This is a genomic window from Amycolatopsis nigrescens CSC17Ta-90 (genome assembly GCF_000384315.1).
Taxonomy (GTDB): domain Bacteria; phylum Actinomycetota; class Actinomycetes; order Mycobacteriales; family Pseudonocardiaceae; genus Amycolatopsis; species Amycolatopsis nigrescens.
In genome coordinates, this window is the sequence record NZ_ARVW01000001.1 from 7,724,535 (window position 1) to 7,741,641 (window position 17,107).

The following is a 17,107-nucleotide window of genomic DNA, read 5'->3' on the forward strand; positions in this document are numbered from 1 at the left end:
GTGGCAATGGGTTCATCTCCCTCACGGCTCCTCATCACACGACCCGGATGAGCGGTAGGCGGACCGGTTGCCTGCCATGGTGAACCGGTCGCGAGCCCGGTGACTAGAGAGGCAGGTTCTACCGGAGCGCGCGGGCCGGGTGAAAATAGGTCCTTTGCGGACTGCGGCGCGGGAATGGTAGCTGTCAGTTACCAGCGATGAAGCTGCAGGATGACTCTGGACGGAGCTGTGCCAGCCTATGTTGACCCTGGGAATCAGCGGTAACCTTTCGAGCGAGCGGTCCGACCTCGTGCCGGACATGCCGGCCAACTTCTGCCATGACGCATCCGCCTGCCTGGTCAGGGATGGCGAAGTGCTGGCGGTCATCGAAGAAGAGCGCCTCAACCGGATAAAGAAGACCACGAAGTTCCCGGTGCACGCGATCCGCTGGTGCCTGCGGGACGCGAACGTGTCGCCCGGTGATATCGACGCGGTGGGGTACTACCTGCCGGAATACTTCATCGACCGGGCACTGAACCATCACTACTTCGCCAGTCCGCAGACACCCCGGCGCTACTCCCGGCAGCTGATCAAGGAGCGGCTGCGGGAATCGCTGGACTGGGATCTGCCCGACGAGATGCTGACCTATGTGCCGCACCATGTTTCGCACGCGTTGCCCGCCATGGCCGGCTCCGGCATGAGCGAAGCCCTCGCCGTCGTCATGGACGGCATGGGCGAATACGTGTCCGCCACGGTTTTCCACGCGCGCCAAGGAGAACTGCGGGAGCTGGCCAGCTACCCGTCACGTGACTCACTCGGCCAGCTGTACTTTCTCGCCACCTCTTTCCTCGGCTATGGCGTTGGCGACGAGTACAAGGTGATGGGGCTCGCGCCGTACGGCAACCCGGCCAGGTTCCGCAAGGCGTTCTCGAAGCTCTACACGCTCTTGGAAGACGGCCAGTACCAGTTGCACCTGCAGGACTCCGGCATCTTGACCGGCAACCTCGTCGAGCGCATGTTCTTCGAGGACGAAGGTCTGTTCCCGCGGCAGAAGGGCGAGCCCTTCGCCGAGACGTACTGCGATTTCGCGGCCGCGCTGCAGGAGACGTTGGAGAAGATCTCCCTGCACATCATGGCGCACTGGTCGAAGCTGACCGGCATCCGGAATCTCTGCTTCTCCGGCGGCGTCGCGCACAACAGCACGCTCAACGGCCTGATTCTCCGGTCCGGCCTCTTCGACCGGGTGTTCATCCCGCCGGCCGCGCACGACGGCGGGGCGGGGGAGGGGGCCGCGCTCGCCGTGGACGGCGAGTTCCGGAAGAACAGCCGGCCCCGGCGGCAACTCAGGTCGGCGTGTCTTGGGCCTTCGCTCGGTGGCACCGAGGAGATCGTGGCGACGCTCGATCTGTGGAGTTCGGTGCTCGCATACGAGCGACGGCAGGACATCGTCGGGCACGGCGCGCGGCTGCTGGCGGACGGCGCTGTCCTCGGCTGGGCGACCGGCCGGTCCGAGTACGGACCGCGGGCACTCGGAAATCGGAGCATCCTCGCCGATCCCCGGCCGAAGGAGAATCGCGACCGGATCAATGCGATGATCAAGCAACGGGAAGGCTACCGGCCGTTCGCCCCGGTGGTGACCCGTGCGGCCGCGGCCACCTACTTCGAAATACCGGACACCGTGGCGAACTACGAGTTCATGTCCTTCGTGCTGCCCGTGCGCGAAGAACAGAAGGAGCATCTTGGCGCGGTGACCCACGTCGACGGCACGGCGCGGGTGCAGGTCGTCGACGAGGAGGCCAACGAGCGGTTCTCCCGGCTGGTGGCCAGGTTCGGCGAGATCACCGGAACGCCCGTGTTGCTGAACACGTCCTTCAACAACAGTTTCGAGCCGATCGTGCAGAGCGTCGAAGACGTGCTGACCGCCTTCCTGACCACGGAGCTGGACTATCTGGTCATCGAGGACTTCGTCGTCCGCCGCCGGGAGCGCTCGATGGATCTCAGCGAGTTCGTGCCCGAGTTTCGTCCCACTACTAGAATCGGCACGGTTGTCGACCCCGCTGCCGGCGCTGCCCGGCATGAGATCTATGCGGACTACACCGGCGGCCCGCGCCACGAGGTCTCGGCCGACCTGCACGATCTGCTGGGTAGGGCGGACGGCCATCGCACCCTTCGGGACCTCGCCGCTGCGGCGGTTTCGAGCGACGGTGGTATCGGGGCCGAAGTGCACCAGCTCTGGCGCAAGCGGCTGATCACCCTACGCCCGCTATCCGGCAAATAGCCGACTTCTTGCCGGGTAGCGGGCGGCTCACCTGCTACTCCAAATAGGCCTCAATGGCGGCCACGGCCTTGTCAATACCGCCCTGCGCCCGTGCCTGGGCCGACAGTTCGGCCAGCCGCGCGGCGACCTCCGGGGAATCCGCCATCTCGGTCACGGCCGAGCGCAGTGCCGGTGCTGTCACCTCCTCGGCCGGCAGGTGCTTGCCCACTCCGAGCTCCACCAGCGTGGCCGCGTTGCGGGGCTGGTCAGCAGCCTGCGGGACCGCCACCATCGGCACGCCGAACCACAACGCCTCCGTGCAGCTACCCATCCCGGCATGCGTGACGAACGCGGACGCGGCCGCGAGCACCGCGAGCTGCGACACGCTGCGATGCACCTCGAACGAGTCCGGCAACGGGCCGAGCTCGGCCGGGTCCACGTGCTGACCGACCACCATGACGACATGCCAGTCCGAACCGGTGAAGGCATCGACGCAGGCCCGGTAGATCTCGAGCTTGTCGTTGTACGTCGTGCCGAAAGACACCAGCAGCACCCGTTTCCCGCTCGCCGGTGGTGTCCAACTGCGATCGGCGAGCCGCGCCGGGGCCAGGCACGGCCCGACGAAGCGCACCGAGGACGGGATGCGGTCGGCGCACGGCTGCATCGCCTTCGGAATCAGGGAAAGGCACTCCCCGGGGTCGGTCAGCCAGTCCACCCCTTCCTGCTGGACCCCGTTGTCTGTCAACCACCGTTCGAGTACGGCCAGGAAGTCCTTTCCGGACGGTGAGTTGTACATGAACTCGATGACCTTGGCCATGTCCGGCTCATGCTCGAAGCCCTTCCAAGCGACGTGGGTCGGGGAGAGCCGGACCGCCGGTATGCCGTAGCGCTTGCCCAGCAACGGCCCTCCCATCCCGCCGATGTCGAAGAGCAGCAGGCTGGGCGGGTCCTCGTCGTAGTAGGCGGTGAGGTGGCCGAAGGCCGCGATGGCCTCGTCGAGGAACACCCGCTTGGCGTCGATGGGGTTCTCCGACCAGATCGCCTCCTTGCTGGGCGGCAGGATCGTCGGGTGGGCAACGGGTTCGGCCCCGGTATCGGCGACAAGGCCGACAAGTGGCTCGCCGATGGCGTAGGTCACCCGGTGCCCCCTGGCCACCAGTTCGCGGATGATCTCCAGGGAGGGGTAGATGTGGCTCGGCCCGGTGCTGCCGATCATGGCTATGTGCTTGCGTGATGGCATAAGAGATACCTAACAGAGAAGAGAAGTACCGACAAGGCTTGCCATGGCAGGTGGAAATAGGTGCCTTGGCCAACCGGCGGATCCGTTCCCTAGCATGGGTTCGACTCCTCGCCGGCAATGCGGAAGGTCTGTGGTCGCTGATGCTGAGCCGCTATCTCGACACCCTGGAAATGGCCAATCTGGCCGGACGTGCCGGCGGGCTGGTCAACGGGCTGGTCATCGAGGGGCACGGCCGGATCGAGGAGGACCTCCTCCAGCGGGCGTTCGAACTGCTGTCGGCGGAGTACCCGTTGCTGCGCGGGCGGATCGCGTGGGACGACGGCGGGGTACTGATGTGCGTGCCCGAAGGCGCTACGGTCAGGTTCGAGTGCTACGGGATGCCGGAGTGGGACGACTTCAACGATGTGCACAGCGGCTGGGACTCGGCGGAGCTGCTGTCGCGGCTCGTCCTCGCACGTGACGGGGAGCGGTTCGCGGTGGCGTTCTTCACCGACCATGTCATCGCCGACGGCCGGAACAAGGTTGCGCTGAACAACCGGCTGTGGCAGTTCTATGTGCGGCTGGCGGCTCGGGAGGCGGTCTCCGTGCGGCCGGCCGGATCATTGCCGGAGGCACCGTCGAAGGTGTTGCGGCAGCGGTTCCGGGACCGGTCCACGGCCGGAACCGCGGCGCGGGAACCGGAACAGCCGGACTACAAGGAACGTGACGACGTCCACCGGGAGATCCCGGGCCGGATCCTGCTGTCCGAGGCGCAGTCCGCGCGGCTGCAGGACGCGGCGCGGACGCACGGGCTGACCGTGCACGCGTACATCTGCGGTGTCGTGCTCGCGGTCCAACGCGGCCTGCTGGCCGAACGCGTTGGAGCAGCGCGGATGATCTGCAGTTCGGCGATCGATCTGCGCGGCCGGGTCGAACCTCCGGTCGGTTCGACCGAGGTGACGAACTTCAGCCTCCTGCACCACACCAAACTCGACGTCGCGGCCGGTAGCGACCCGGCGGGCCTCGGTCGCGAGTTCAAGAGCGAGTTCGACGCGGCGCTGGCGCGGCACGAGCCCCAGCACGATCTGCTGAACCTGGCCGAGTCGCGCCACCGCATCTGGGGCGGCGAGCCGCCGGCCGAAAGCGCGGCGCTGGCGATCGTCACCAACGTCGGAGACATCACGCCGCCGGTGGCGGATTCCGGGGTGAAGATCACCGACGTGTACCTGACCCGGCCACGCGACCGGGCCTTCAGCTACCCCATTTACGGTATTCACACGATCAACGGCCGGATCAGCGTCAAGTACTGCCTGCCCTCCGGCGCCTTCACCCAGGAGACCGCGGGTGAACTGGAGGCCGCCATCGTGCGTGGGCTGGAAGGATGGGCATGACCACCACAACTGAATCTGTCACGTCGGTGATGGCACTGTCGGTCCAGTCCGAAGGAGTCTTCCCGAAGGCGATCGGCGGAGCGCAGGACGAGCCAGGCTCAGCATTGGATCTGGAGATGTTGCTCGCCGGCGAAATAATGCTGCACGAGCACGATCCGGGTAATGCGGAATCGGAATTCCGGGAGCTGCGCGCATCGCCGGTTCCCGCCGATGTTGAGGATGTGCTGGAAGACCTTCGCGACAGATATCCGAACCGGTTGTTCCTCGTGCACCGGGGTTCGCTCATCGCTTTCGACGAGGAGCAGAATCCCATCGCCGACCTGACGGAACTCAGCAGGGAGACCCGCCAGGTGCTGCGTTGTGCGGGGATGCAGCAGGGCCTCGTGCAGGCTGGCCGGCCACCCGAGTTCGGCGAACTGCTCGACCGGATGGCCCGGCGCGGCTTCGTCGCACCGGCACCGGGTGCTCTCGACTGGGGGCACTTGCGCAGGCTGAAGCCGATCTGCCCGGCGTTCGGGTTCAGCCGCGGCACCCCGATCGATCGGTACTACCTGGACGAGTTCATCGAGGAGATTCGTGGCCAGGTGATCGGCGATGTGCTCGAAATCGGTGGCCGGGACGGCAATCGGGAAACCTATGGATTCGACGGTGCGACCACGTATCGCAGCCTGGACATCAGCGAAGCACCTGGAGTATCGGTGGTGGGCGACGCGGCGGATCCGCACGTCGTGCCGGCGAGTTCGCAGGACGCCGTGATCGCCTTCAACGTGCTGGAACACACGCCGCGACCGTGGCGGATCGTCGACAACATGCACCGCTGGCTGCGGCCGGGCGGGACCGCGTTCTGCATGGTGCCCAGCGCGCAGCGCCTCCACCGCGCCCCCGAGGACTACTGGCGGCCACTGCCAGCAGCCATGCGGGAGATGTTCGCGGACTGGTCGGAGATCCGGCCGTACCAGTACGGAAACCCGCTCACCACGATCGCGGCTTTTCTGGGCATCGCGGCCGACGAGCTTTCCCCCGCCGAACTGGGAGACCGTCATCCGGACTACCCGGTGGCCACTTGCATCGTCGCTCGGAAGTGAGCTGAAGCGCGCCTCACCTGGCTCACTACCGTCGGGCGGCGGTGGTCGAGGGCAGCTCGCCGAATCGTGCGCGGTAGCTGTTCGCGAATCGGCCGAGGTGGGTGATGCCCCAGCGATAGGCTATGTCGCCGATCGTGTCGTCGGTGTGGAGGATGTCGTGGCGGATCCGGTCCAGCCGGAGGTTGCGGACGTAGTTCATCGGTGAGGTCCCGAGCTTGTCCCGGAAGGCGCTGCTGACGGTCCGTGCGCTGCACCCGGCGGCTTCCGCTAGTTGGCCGAGGGAGATCGGTTCGGACAGGTTGTCCTCGATGAAGGCGACCACGGCGCGCAGTGCCCTGGGATGCGGCGTCTCGTCGACGTCGCGCAGTGCTGCGGTGTGCGTGTGGGGCTGGGCCAGCAGCAGCGAGGTCACGATGCAGCGGAGCTGGTGCCGTCGCAGTTCTTCGCGCTGGAACAGCGGATCGTTCGAGTCGAGTTGCTCGATCAGCGAATCGATCAGCAGCCGTATCGCGTTGCCTTGCGGTTCGGCCAGGTTGAGCGGAAGGTCGAAGCGCACCGCGGAACCGGTCGGGCGCCCGGTGAGTGCCGCGAGTTCGCGCTGGACGAGGCCGGCGTCGATGCGCAGGCCCAGGAACCTCGTGCCCGGCTGGTGCGGGCGAAGGTCTTGCGCGTCGCCCGGATTGAACACGCCGGCCCGCGTGCGGCTGAGCACCGCCTGCCGGTCGCCCCGGCTCGCGGTGATCTCACCGGCCACGCCCAGGTTGACGAAGTACGAATCCCGGCCGGGTGCCGCGCTCACCCGCACCGGCAGCGACGAGGCGAAGTAGCCGACGGCGAAATCCGCCCCCGCGACGCCGCGGACCTCGTGCTCGCCGCCGGTGAACGGACCAAGGGGACTGGCGTTGACCGCGCCGCCGAACAGCCGGCCCGCCGACCGCAGCAGGTTCACCGGATTTTCGGACTTCGTGATGACGAAGTCACGCAGGGGACTCGACAACAAGGTTTCACGCTCTCTGGTAGGCAAGACGATCATGCCATCGGTGTGGAAACGCTGCCGGAACTGGACAGCGGCCGCCGGAAACGGACGGGAAATCCGCGCTCGCGGACCTAAGTTCGGTCGAGCACATCGGCTTGGAGGTCTCATGGACAACAGTGACGGCACCCGTTCGGCGTTGATCGTCGGCGCCGGCATCGCGGGGTTGACCACCGCGAGCGCACTGGCGCGATCGGGGTGGAGCGTCGAGGTCATCGAAAGCGGCTCGGAGGGCACCGCCGCCGGGTGGGGGTTGAGCCTGACCGGTCCGTCGCTGCGGGCGCTGCACGGTCTTGGCCTTGCCGATCAATGCCTTGCCGCCGGATACGGCATGAGCGTGATCACCAACGTGGACGCGAACGGGGTCGCGAGCCAGCTCGAACTCCCGCACCTGATCGGCGGCGATGGCCCGGCCATGGCCGGCATCGCGCGTCCCGAGCTGCACCGGATCCTGCGTGCCGAGGCATTGCGGGCCGGCACGCGAATCCACTACGGACTCAGCGTTTCCCGCCTGGCCCAGCAGGACGGCCAGGTATGCGCCGAGCTGACCGACGGCACGGTCCGCACCGTCGACCTGCTGGTGGGCGCGGACGGCATTCGCTCCACTGTTCGCGACCTCATCGGCCGCCCCACCCCGGTCCGCTATCACGGCCAAATGGTGTGGCGGGCCCGCGTGCCGCGGCCAGGCTGGGCCACCGGCATTCACACGTTCGCCGGCGACGGCCACCAGACCGGAGTCGTGCCGATCTCCCCGAGCCGGGCATACGTCTTCCTCACCGAGAACGGCGTGCCGCCGGACGTGCTGCCGGATGCCGAACTCGCCGCACGGATGGGCGAGCTGCTCGCGCCGTTCACCGGCCGGGTCGCGGAGCTGCGGCCCGAGGTCGCCCGGTCCGATTCGGTGATTCGGCGGCCAGTGCAGACCGTGCTCATCGACACCTCGTGGTCGGACGGACCCAGCGTCGTCCTCGGCGACGCCGCGCACACGCCCTCGCCACAAATGGCGAGCGGTGCCGCGCTCGCCATCGAGGACGGGCTGGTGCTGGCCAAGGAGCTGGACCGGTACCAGGACGTCGGGAAGGCCCTCGAAGCGTTCACCGACCGCCGCCGGGAACGGTGCTCGGCCCTGGTGCGGGCTTCGGTCGCGATCGCCAGCCTCGAGCAGGAACAACGGCATCGCGAGTCGTATCCGCTCATCGAGGCCTGCCACCACCGGATGGCGCAGCCGGCCTGATACCGGAGGCCCGATGACCGGGTTGGGCGCGATGCTCGGCAACACCTGCGCCGGGCGGGCTGTCCGGATATGGTTCCGTCCCAGGCGGGGGACAAATCGGGAGGAACCGTGAATCGAGCCGGCAGCACCATCGTCGCTACCACGATCGGGCTGGCGGCCCTGTTGTCCGCGTGCTCAGACGACTCGAAGGACGCCGCCGGCGGCGGGTCGAGTGGTGACTACTGCGCCGACGTGCAGAACTACCTCAAATCGGTCGGCGAGTACGTCGGCGCACCCGATCCCGCCAAGGTCGACGACTGGCTGACCAAGACGAAGGCGGCGGCGGGCTCCGCGCCGGCCGAGCTCAAGTCCAGCTGGACCGACCTGGTCAGCTACACCGAGAAGGTGAAATCGGTCGGCGGCGATCCGGCGAAGCTGAGCCGCGAGGACATCCAGAAGAACGGCGCGGCGGGGACGGCGGTCGTCAAGCACGCCGAGCAGAACTGCAAGCTCACGCCGGGCGGATGACCGCGTGACGAGGGCTTAGCCGGTGAACGCGCTGTGCACGAACACCAGCCGCCCGAGTTATCCCCGTGACCACACCCGTTCGGCACCGACCCAGGTCTGCTCGACCGCGATCTCGGTGAGTTCCCGCCCCGGGACGTGGAGCGGATCGCGGTCGAGGACGATGAAGTCGGCGAGCATCGCTTCGGCGATGGTCCCTTTGCGGCTTTCCTCGCCGGAGGCGTAGGCCGCTCCCGTGGTGTAGAGCGCGACGGCCTCTTCCTGGCTGATGCGCTGGTCCTCGCCGAGCACCGTGCCGTCCGCGGTCTCCCTGGTGACGCAGGAGCGGAGGGCGAGCCGCACGTCGTAGGGCCCGCAGGGAAAATCCGAGGACCCGGCGACCGGGATACCCGCGTCGAGCAGGGCCCGGTGAGCGAACATCCGCGCTGCCCTTCGCCGGCCGTAGTAGCCGGGCAGCTTTTCCCCGTGAAAGGCCACGTAGCTGCCGAAGGGCACGGCGACCATGCCGAGTGCGGCGATGCGGGCCAGCAGCTCGGGATCGACGAGGCTGCAGTGCTCGATCCGGTGCCGCGCGGGTGGACGCGGGTCGGCCCGCTGCGCGGCTTCCACGGCATCGAGCAGCAGCCGGATGGCGCGGTCTCCGTTGGCGTGCACGCAAACCGTGCTGCCCGCATGGTGCACTGTGGACACGAAGTCGCCGAGCTCCTCGGTCGGCATCGCCTGTATGCCGTGTCCGCAGGAGTCCTCGTACGGCTCCTCGAGCAGACAGGTGCCACCAGCGACGGCACCGTCCACGAATGCCTTCACCCCGCCGATCCGCAGGCGGGTGTCACCCAGCCCGGTGCGCAAGCCCGCCGCTTGCATCGCGTCCAGGCTGGAGTAGGCGAGCAGCATGTTCACCCGGAGGGTGAGTTCCCGCCTGGCGTGCGCCTCCTGCAGCAACCGCAGACCCCGTGGCCACACGAGGGCGTCGCCGACCGAGGTGATCCCGGCGGCGTGCATCATCCTTTGGTACCGCCGAAGTCCGCTCAGCCGTTCATCCAGACCTCGCTCCGGGATGGCCGGTTCCACCAGCTCGAACATCGCCCGCTCGTACACCGTGCCGGTGAGCCGCCCGGCCGGGTCTCGGCCGAGCTCGCCGCCCGCGGGCAGTTCGGTGGCCTCGTCCAGCCCGGCCGCGCGCAGGCCCGCGGTGTTGAGCACGCCCCAGTGCATGCCGATCTGGCGGAGGAACACCGGATGGTCCGGACAGACGTGGTCGAGTTCCGCACGGGTGACCACGGTGCCCGCGGTGCTCTTGGCGTGGTCGTAGCGGCAGCCGATGACCCATTGCCCCGCGGGGGTGGTCGCGGCGCGCTCGGTCAGCCTGGCGAACAGCTCCGCGCGGGAACCGACGAGCTCGGGCGAACAGTCCACCTCGAGCAGTTGTTCGGCCATGATGCTCGGGTGCTGGTGTGCGTCGTTGAACCCGGGAAGCAACACTGCCTTCCCGAAGTCGTGCACCTCGGCCTCGGGAAACCGGGCGCGCAACTGCGCGACTCCGCCGGTGGCCACGATCGTCTCGCCGAAGGTGGCGAAGGCGGGCGGTGCCGCCTCGGTCATCGTGTGCACGGTTTCCGCGGTGAAGATCCGCGCCTGGCCGGCTGTCATTGCGATGGTTCCTCCGGTCTGTTCGATCAGGCTTCGAACGCGCGGGCCGCGTCGAGCAGGGCGCGTTCGGCGAAATACGGGGCGACGAGCTGGATTCCGCACGGCCGGTCCCCGCGGGAACCACCCTCGGGCGGCACGCTAACGGCCGGGTGCCCGGTGTGGTTGAACAGCGAGGTCCCCCGGACCATGGCCGCCGTGGGATCCGTCTCGATCCCGTCGACGGTGACGGCCGTCTGGTCATGCTGCGGGGGTTCGACGGTCATGGTCGGCATGGCGAGCAGGTCCACCTCGGCGAGCAGGGCGTCCACCTGGCGGCGCAGCCGGCCCCGGGTCTGCTGTGCGTCGAGGTACCGCTCGGCGCTCACGAGTGCCCCGGCGTCGATCGCCTCCCGCATCGGCCGGCGGTACCTGTCTTCGTTGTCGCCGAAGCGGTGCCGGTGGTAGGCGGAGAGCTCGCTGGAGAGGATGCTCCAGTGCACCGCCCCGACCTCGTCGAGGTCCGGGAAGCGCAGCGGCCTGACCCGTGCCCCTTTCCGCTGTGCGCGTTCGATGACGGCGGTGAACCGGTCCCGCACCGTGGGCTGGTATCCGCTCAGGTCGGCGGGAATGCCGATTCGGTAGTGCTGCGGGTCCGACGCCTGCGGCCCGCGTCCCTGTGGGCGCGCCGCCAACATGGCCTCGAGGAACAGCGCGGTGTCCTCGGCGGTGCGGGCCAGTGTCCCGACGTGGTCGAGGGAGTGGGCGAGCGGGATGACCCCGTCGGTGGGTAGCAATCCGTGGGTCGGTTTCAACCCGGTGATCGCGCAGCAGCAGGCGGGTACGCGCACACTGCCGCCGGTATCGGTGCCGATGGCGGCGAAGCACATCCCGGCACGCACGGCCGATGCGGAGCCCCCGCTCGACCCGCCAGGGCTGAGCCGCTGGTCGAGCGGGTTGCGGGCCGGGCCGACCGTGGTGAGAGCGAACTCGTCGAGCGCCGCCTTGCCGACGAGCACCGCGCCCGCGGCTCGAAGTGCGGCTACGACGGCGGCGTCTCGCGTCGCGGTGTTCCCGGCCAGCACTCGCGATCCCGCCTCCAGCGCCATCCCGTTGACCTCGACCAGGTCCTTGACCGCGACCGCGATGCCGTCGAGCGGACCGCGTACCTCGCCGTGCGCCAGTCGCTCGGTGGCCGCCCGGCCTGCCTCGAGAGCCTGTTCCGGGGCGACCTGGGTCAGTGCGCCGAGGCTGGGATTGTGCCGCTCGATCTGGTCGAGCACGGCACTGATCAGCTCGAGCGGGGAGAGCTCGCCGCGGTCGAAGAGCTCGCGCACGGTGCGGATGGGGGAGCGCAGAACCTCCGCGAAGTCCCCGGTGTCGCTGGGGTGGTCGGCCATATCGGTCCCTCCGAACGAGCGAGTGGCGGTCAAAGCATTCCGGTCAGCTCGGCCAGGCGCAGCAGCCCGGTCCCGGCGAGGGTCGTCACCGTCATCGAGAACACGCTGCCGATGAACGGGTGAAAGTCAGCGGGCAGCCTGGCGATGATCGCGGCGGCCAGCGGCGGTCCGACCGCGGCACCGAGCACGGCGGCGAAGACGATCACCGGCCAGCTCCCGTCGTGGGCCAGTACCGCGGCCGGGGCGAGCGAGACGACCGGCACGAAGGTGGGGTACCAACCATGGCCGTGCCACCGGTCGGCGTGCCACCACACGGCCAGGGAGGCGGTGAGCAGCTGGGCGGCGAGCACCTGCGGCACCAGGTTGGACGCGTAGCCGGGCAGTCCCGGATCCAGGGCCCAGGTCAGCAGCAGGCCGGCGAGCAAGCCGAGGCCGGCGAGTTCGTTGCCGTAGAACTGGGCCTCGGTGAAGTCGGCGAGTACCCGCCTCGGCAGCCATGAAAGGGAGGGAATCCGCCGGGGGACGGCCGGTGGGGGCTGGGCGACCCGCATCCACGGCAGCCACCGGCAGATGGTGAAGGCCAGGATCGCCCCGGACCACATGCCCGTGACGTTGCCTACCACGTTCGGCAGCCCGAGCGGACGGCACACCAGATCCACCGCGGCGATCGCAAGCGGGGTGGCGAGTACGGCACCGAGCCCGCCGGCGGTCAACGCGACCCGCCAGCCCGCACCGTAGACGAGCACGATCGACGGTGACACGGATACGAAGGCGACGAAGGTCGGCTGCCATTGCTGGGTGCGCGTCCACCACCACAGCGCATGGGAGAGCAGGAGCCCGATCAGCGCGGCGGTGAGGACCCACCGGAAGAGGCCGGTCCCGTAGCAGATGTCGAACCCGCGCAGGCGGTGGCGCCGGCTGGCGAGCCGGTGCGCGAGCGCGGCCATGAGCAGCATCCCGGCCCCGGCAGGGAGCACGGCGTAGAACTGCGCCTCGGTGAGATCGCCGGACACCTTGCCGAGCCAGGCGTCCGGGGCCAGCGGACCCCAGTCCACGTCGCGCTCGCCGAGCACCTCCTGCAGCGCCACGAGCCCTTCCTTCACCGCGACCGCCAGCAGGCAGCAGCAGGCCAGCGCGGGCAGCAAGCGCACACGCAAGCTCTGTTGATCGCCCACATTGGCCATGCACATCGCCCTCGCCCGCGCCGTGGCGCACACGGGATGAGACGTGTGCGCAAAGGTTTGGCTATAACGTTTGCGCTATTTAACGAGGCAGTGTGTCCACCGTCAACCCCTGAGCCGCGGCTGTGCGAATATGACCTGGTGAATGGGGTCATAAGGGAGCCGGGCGGTGCCAGGCCGCGGCGTGCGACGCTGGCGAGGGTCGCCGAGCTCAGCGGTTTCCACGTCTCGACGGTGTCCCGCGTGCTCAACGGTTCGACCGTGCCCGGCGTGCGGTCTGCCTCCGTCGCGGCTGCCGAGCGAATTCGCCAGGTCGCCAGGGAGGTCGGCTATCTGCCCAATGCCGCGGCGAGCGGCCTGCGCAGGCAGCGAACGCGCCTGCTCGGCGTGGTCATGGCCCGGCTGGCCGACACCGTGCTCGCCACCATCTACGAGGGGATCGAGCAGGCGGCACGGGACAGCGGTTTCCACTCCCTGGTGATGAACTCCTGGGACGACGAAGACACCAGGCGCGACTGCGTCGAAGCGCTGCTCTCGCACAATGTGGACGCCATGATTCTCGGTGATTCCCCCGTCGACGGCGGTTCGCTCGAGCTGCTCGTCGCCCGGGATGTGCCGTTCGTACTGGTCAACCGGGCCGTACCCGGTTATCCCTCGGTCACCTGCGACGACCGTCTCGGCGGCAGGCTCGCGGCCGAGCACCTGCTCGACCTCGGCCACCGGCAGGTCGCCGTGCTCGCCGGGCTGCCGTACGCGAGCAACGCGATCGAGCGCACCGAAGGTTTTCTCGAGGTGTTCCGCGAAGCGGGACATCCGGTACCCGCCGAGCGGGTCGTGCCGAGCACCTTCGACATCGCGGGCGGCCGTCTCGGCGCGGAACGGTTGCTGCGCGCCGAGAGCGTGCCGACCGCAATCTTCACCGTCAGCGATCCCGCGGCCCTCGGTGTCCTTGGTTGCCTACGCGACCACGGGATCGCGGCGGGCAGCGGCCTCTCCGTCGTCGGGTTCAACGATGTGCCCATGGCAGCCGAACTGCCCTGCCCACTGACCACCGTGCGCTCGCCCATGCGGCAGATCGGTGAGCAGAGCGTGCGCCAGCTGCTCGCGCTGATGCGCGGGGAACAGGTGCACGACGTGCGGTTCCCCCCGACACTGGTGGCGCGGGCGACCACCGGTCCGGTCGCCGCGCCGTAGCCTTCCGACGGGGTGGCCGCGGCGCGACGAAACCGGGGAGCCTGGGGTCAGCTGCCGGTGTGCTGGCGGATCCGGTCGCGGTTGACCGCGCTGGCGGCACCGGACAGCGTCCACGCGGCATACGCGACCGCGTTCGTGCTGACCCCCATCACGTTCGAGCCGACGTTGTTGATGTTGTCGCACGCCGAGTGGTAGCAGGGGTCGCTGCCGCTGGCGATCCCGCTCACCGGTATCCCGATCCTGGCGAAGCTGGCGTGGTCGGAGCGGCCGGCGATGTTCACCGGCCTGGTCGGGATTGCCTTGCCGCGGAAGTAGGTCTCGAACATCTGGCGCAGGCTTGCGTTGTCGTTGTACACGCCCCAGGTGGTCGTGTTCTTGGCGCCGACCATGTCGAAGTTCAGGTAGCTCTTGATCTTGGTTCGCTCCGCGGACGGCAGGTTGGTGGTGTAGTAGCGGGACCCGATGAGGCCGAGCTCCTCGGCGCCCCACCAGCCGAAGCGAAGCCGCTTCTGTGGCTCCAGGTTGGCCCTGGACACCGCGAGCGCGGTCTCCAGCGCGGCGGCCGAGCCGGACGCGTTGTCGTTGATCCCGGCGCCGGCGGTCACCCCGTCCAGGTGCGCGCCGAGGAAGATGATCTCGTTGGCGTTGCCGCGCGGCCAGTCCGCGATCACGTTCCAGCCGGTGGCGCCGTTGTGGCTGAACGCCTGCAGCGTGGTCTGGAACCCGGCGGCGTCCAGCTTCGCCTTCACGTAGTCCGCGGACGCGCGGTAGCCCGGTCTGCCGTGCGCGCGGTTGCCGCCGCTGCGGCCGGCGATGTTCTGGAACTCCTGCACATGGGCCATCACGTTGGCGGCCGGGATGTCCGGCGGCACGGCCTCGGCGGGCACGGCCTTGGCCGGCCCGGAGACCGAGACCACGACGGTGGCCGCGAGCGCGGCGGTGGCGAGCGGGGCGAAGAACTTGCGGAGTTTCATGGGTTTCTCCAGTCAGCGAGAGGAGTTGGCGTCGTAGAGTTGTTTCGCGGTGGCACCGAACACCGAGCCGATGGCATAGCTCGCGCCGTCGCCCGCGGTGTGGTTGGCCCACAGGTAGCCGAGCCCGGCCGGGGTGGCGGCCCCGGTCACGTATCCGCCACCGCTGCTGCCCGGCTGGGTCACGCAGGAGGTACGGACACTCGCCCCGGAGGGCTGGGCACGCTCGTCGCAGTAGGTGAGGTCACGTCCGGTCCACTGGCGGGCACCCGGGTACCCCCAGATCGTGGTCCGGTTCGCGACCGGACCGTTGAACCGGATCCCGTTCGCACCCACCACGTCCTCCAGCGACCGGTCGCCGACCTGTCCGACCACCACCACCGCGTGGTCGTTGCCGCTGGTCTGCACCAGTCGGGCAGGCCAGCGGCCGTATGGCGCATCGTCATCGCCCGCGGAGTTGTAGGCGGGCACGAACATCACGTTGGCCGCACCGGAGACGCAGTGCGCCGCCGTCCACACCAGGCTCTTGTTCGGCGCGGTCGCGACGGCTGACGAGCACCAGGTGTTGCGCCCGCCCTTGGTGTAGAAAACCTTGCCGTGCACGCGTTCGCCAGGGTCGGTGTACGGCCGCGGCGACGCGGTCAGCGCGGTCAACACCAGTGAGCCGGGGGTCGGTGGCAGCGCCGTGTCGACCCCCGGCTCACTAGTTGGAACCGGCGCGGAACCCGAAGATTCCGGCTCGGCGGCCGCCATCCGATCTGGTGTCCAGTAATGAAGGGCTCCTTCCGCCGAGGCGGGAACGGGGGTGGAGAGCAGGGCCAGACCGGTAACGACGATGAGTGCTCGGGAGACGACTCTTGTGGCAGTCATGACGAGACTCGCATTCGATTGCAGGGAATCGTGCCACGGCAAGGTATTCCGTTCTGCCACGGCACTGGGCGCGGTGACGTATTTGCGCCGCGCGGACCGTCGCGCTGCGACGCCGCTGCACACTCCACAGGTGCCCCTGGTTGGAGGAAGCATGAGGTTCACCAAGACCGCACTGACTTCGGCGCTCGCACTGACCACCACGACCCTGCTCGGCGGCTATTCGAACGCGGCTCCAGCGCCGCCGGACATCCCGCTGGCCGCCGTGCAGGCACACCTCGGACAGTTCCAGCGGATCGCGGACGCGAACGGTGGCAACCGCGCGCACGGTCGTCCCGGCTACCGCCCGTCGGTCGACTACGTGCAGGCGAAGCTGGACGAGGCCGGCTTCCGCACCACCCTGCAGCCGTTCACGTACAACGGCGCCACCGGCTGGAACGTGATCGCGGACTGGCCGGGCGGCGACCAGGACGACGTGCTGCTCGTCGGCGGCCACCTGGACAGCGTCACCACCGGGCCCGGCATCAACGACAACGCTTCCGGCTCCAGCGCCGTGCTGGAGATCGCGCTGACCGTGGCGAAGCAGAACTTCCAGCCACGCCGTCAGCTGCGCTTCGCGTGGTGGGGCGCGGAGGAGCTGTGGTTGATCGGCTCCGATCACTACACGAAGAACCTCCCGCAGGCCGAGCGCGCGAAGATCAAGTCCTAGCTCAACGTGGACATGGTCGGCTCACCGAACCCCGCCTACTTCGTGCTGGACGGCGACCGGTACCCCACCGGCTCGGTGGCCATGGAGCGGGCGCTGAAGGACTACTTCGCCTCGATCGGCGTGTCGGCCGAGGACATCGACATGGGCGGGCGCGGCGACCACGCCTCCTTCTCCCGCTACGGCATCGCCGTCGGCGGCCCGTTCACCGGCGCGGAGGGGATCAAGACCACCGCACAGGCGAACAAGTGGGGCGGCACCGCCGGGCGCGCGTACGACGTCTGCTACCACCGCGCCTGCGACCGGACCGCCAACATCCATGCTACCGCGTTGGACCGCAACACCGACGCGGTCGCCTCCGCCGTATGGACGCTCGCCGCTGCGCCGTTCGCACCTTAACAGTCCACTAGGGACGAAAGGCGGGAAAACTGTTAAACCGCAACGGTTCCGCACGGTCTGG

Annotated in this window: 13 protein-coding genes and 1 pseudogene; 7 read left to right on the forward strand and 7 right to left on the reverse strand. The window is 68.7% G+C overall.

All coding sequences use genetic code 11. From position 1 onward, the window contains the following. Positions 1-238: 238 nt before the first annotated feature. A complete protein-coding gene (locus tag AMYNI_RS0136585) occupies positions 239-2,257 on the forward strand; it encodes a carbamoyltransferase family protein (RefSeq protein WP_020673086.1) in 2,019 nt (672 codons plus the stop codon). Between the two features lie 34 nt (positions 2,258-2,291). On the opposite strand, the gene AMYNI_RS0136590 is transcribed toward AMYNI_RS0136585, so the two are convergent. Then, positions 2,292-3,452: a macrolide family glycosyltransferase gene (locus tag AMYNI_RS0136590; RefSeq protein ID WP_020673087.1), complete on the reverse strand. Its 1,161-nt coding sequence runs from the start codon at positions 3,450-3,452 to the stop codon at positions 2,292-2,294. Positions 3,453-3,616: 164 nt separating this feature from the next. On the opposite strand from AMYNI_RS0136590, the gene AMYNI_RS0136595 reads away from it, so the two are divergent. Further along, a complete protein-coding gene (locus AMYNI_RS0136595) occupies positions 3,617-4,846 on the forward strand; it encodes a phthiocerol/phthiodiolone dimycocerosyl transferase family protein (protein WP_020673088.1) in 1,230 nt (409 codons plus the stop codon). Continuing rightward, the gene (locus tag AMYNI_RS46215; protein ID WP_169515797.1) at positions 4,843-5,931 is read left to right on the forward strand and encodes a class I SAM-dependent methyltransferase; all 1,089 of its coding nucleotides are present in this window, start codon (positions 4,843-4,845) and stop codon (positions 5,929-5,931) included. The genes AMYNI_RS0136595 and AMYNI_RS46215 overlap by 4 nt, the downstream gene beginning before the upstream one ends. A 25-nt stretch (positions 5,932-5,956) precedes the next feature. Here AMYNI_RS46215 and AMYNI_RS0136605 read toward each other — a convergent pair whose 3' ends face one another. After that, positions 5,957-6,931 (reverse strand): helix-turn-helix transcriptional regulator, encoded by a 975-nt coding sequence (locus tag AMYNI_RS0136605; RefSeq protein WP_157357604.1) that lies wholly within the window; start codon positions 6,929-6,931, stop codon positions 5,957-5,959. A gap of 142 nt (positions 6,932-7,073) precedes the next feature. Between AMYNI_RS0136605 and AMYNI_RS0136610 the strand changes: the two genes are divergently transcribed. Continuing rightward, positions 7,074-8,198 carry an FAD-dependent monooxygenase gene (locus AMYNI_RS0136610; RefSeq protein WP_020673091.1) on the forward strand — a complete coding sequence of 375 codons (1,125 nt, stop codon included), beginning with the start codon at positions 7,074-7,076 and terminating at the stop codon, positions 8,196-8,198. A 108-nt stretch (positions 8,199-8,306) separates the two neighbouring features. Continuing rightward, a complete protein-coding gene (locus AMYNI_RS0136615) occupies positions 8,307-8,705 on the forward strand; it encodes a hypothetical protein (protein ID WP_020673092.1) in 399 nt (132 codons plus the stop codon). A 57-nt stretch (positions 8,706-8,762) separates the two neighbouring features. On the opposite strand, the gene AMYNI_RS0136620 is transcribed toward AMYNI_RS0136615, so the two are convergent. Genes AMYNI_RS0136620 through AMYNI_RS0136630 form a run of 3 tightly spaced genes read right to left on the reverse strand, consistent with a single transcriptional unit; the run spans position 8,763 to position 12,879 of the window. Further along, entirely contained in the window at positions 8,763-10,352 is a 1,590-nt protein-coding gene (locus AMYNI_RS0136620; RefSeq protein WP_020673093.1) for an amidohydrolase, read from the reverse strand. A 26-nt stretch (positions 10,353-10,378) separates the two neighbouring features. Further along, the gene (locus tag AMYNI_RS0136625; RefSeq protein WP_020673094.1) at positions 10,379-11,728 is read right to left on the reverse strand and encodes an amidase; all 1,350 of its coding nucleotides are present in this window, start codon (positions 11,726-11,728) and stop codon (positions 10,379-10,381) included. 29 nt (positions 11,729-11,757) lie between these two features. Further along, positions 11,758-12,879: a hypothetical protein gene (locus AMYNI_RS0136630; protein WP_020673095.1), complete on the reverse strand. Its 1,122-nt coding sequence runs from the start codon at positions 12,877-12,879 to the stop codon at positions 11,758-11,760. A gap of 171 nt (positions 12,880-13,050) precedes the next feature. On the opposite strand from AMYNI_RS0136630, the gene AMYNI_RS0136635 reads away from it, so the two are divergent. Further along, positions 13,051-14,103, forward strand: a complete 1,053-nt coding sequence (locus AMYNI_RS0136635; protein ID WP_245574095.1) for a LacI family DNA-binding transcriptional regulator — start codon at positions 13,051-13,053, stop codon at positions 14,101-14,103. A gap of 47 nt (positions 14,104-14,150) precedes the next feature. Here the strand turns inward: AMYNI_RS0136635 and AMYNI_RS0136640 are convergent, their stop codons facing one another. Both AMYNI_RS0136640 and AMYNI_RS0136645 read right to left on the reverse strand, forming a co-directional pair. Next, the gene (locus tag AMYNI_RS0136640) at positions 14,151-15,077 is read right to left on the reverse strand and encodes a M28 family peptidase (RefSeq protein WP_020673097.1); all 927 of its coding nucleotides are present in this window, start codon (positions 15,075-15,077) and stop codon (positions 14,151-14,153) included. A 12-nt stretch (positions 15,078-15,089) separates the two neighbouring features. Continuing rightward, on the reverse strand, positions 15,090-15,827 hold the full coding sequence (locus AMYNI_RS0136645) for a trypsin-like serine peptidase (RefSeq protein ID WP_020673098.1): 738 nt from the start codon (positions 15,825-15,827) through the stop codon (positions 15,090-15,092). A 268-nt stretch (positions 15,828-16,095) separates the two neighbouring features. Between AMYNI_RS0136645 and AMYNI_RS46220 the strand changes: the two are divergent. Beyond that, a pseudogene (locus tag AMYNI_RS46220) lies at positions 16,096-17,046 on the forward strand (M28 family metallopeptidase). Positions 17,047-17,107: the final 61 nt, after the last annotated feature.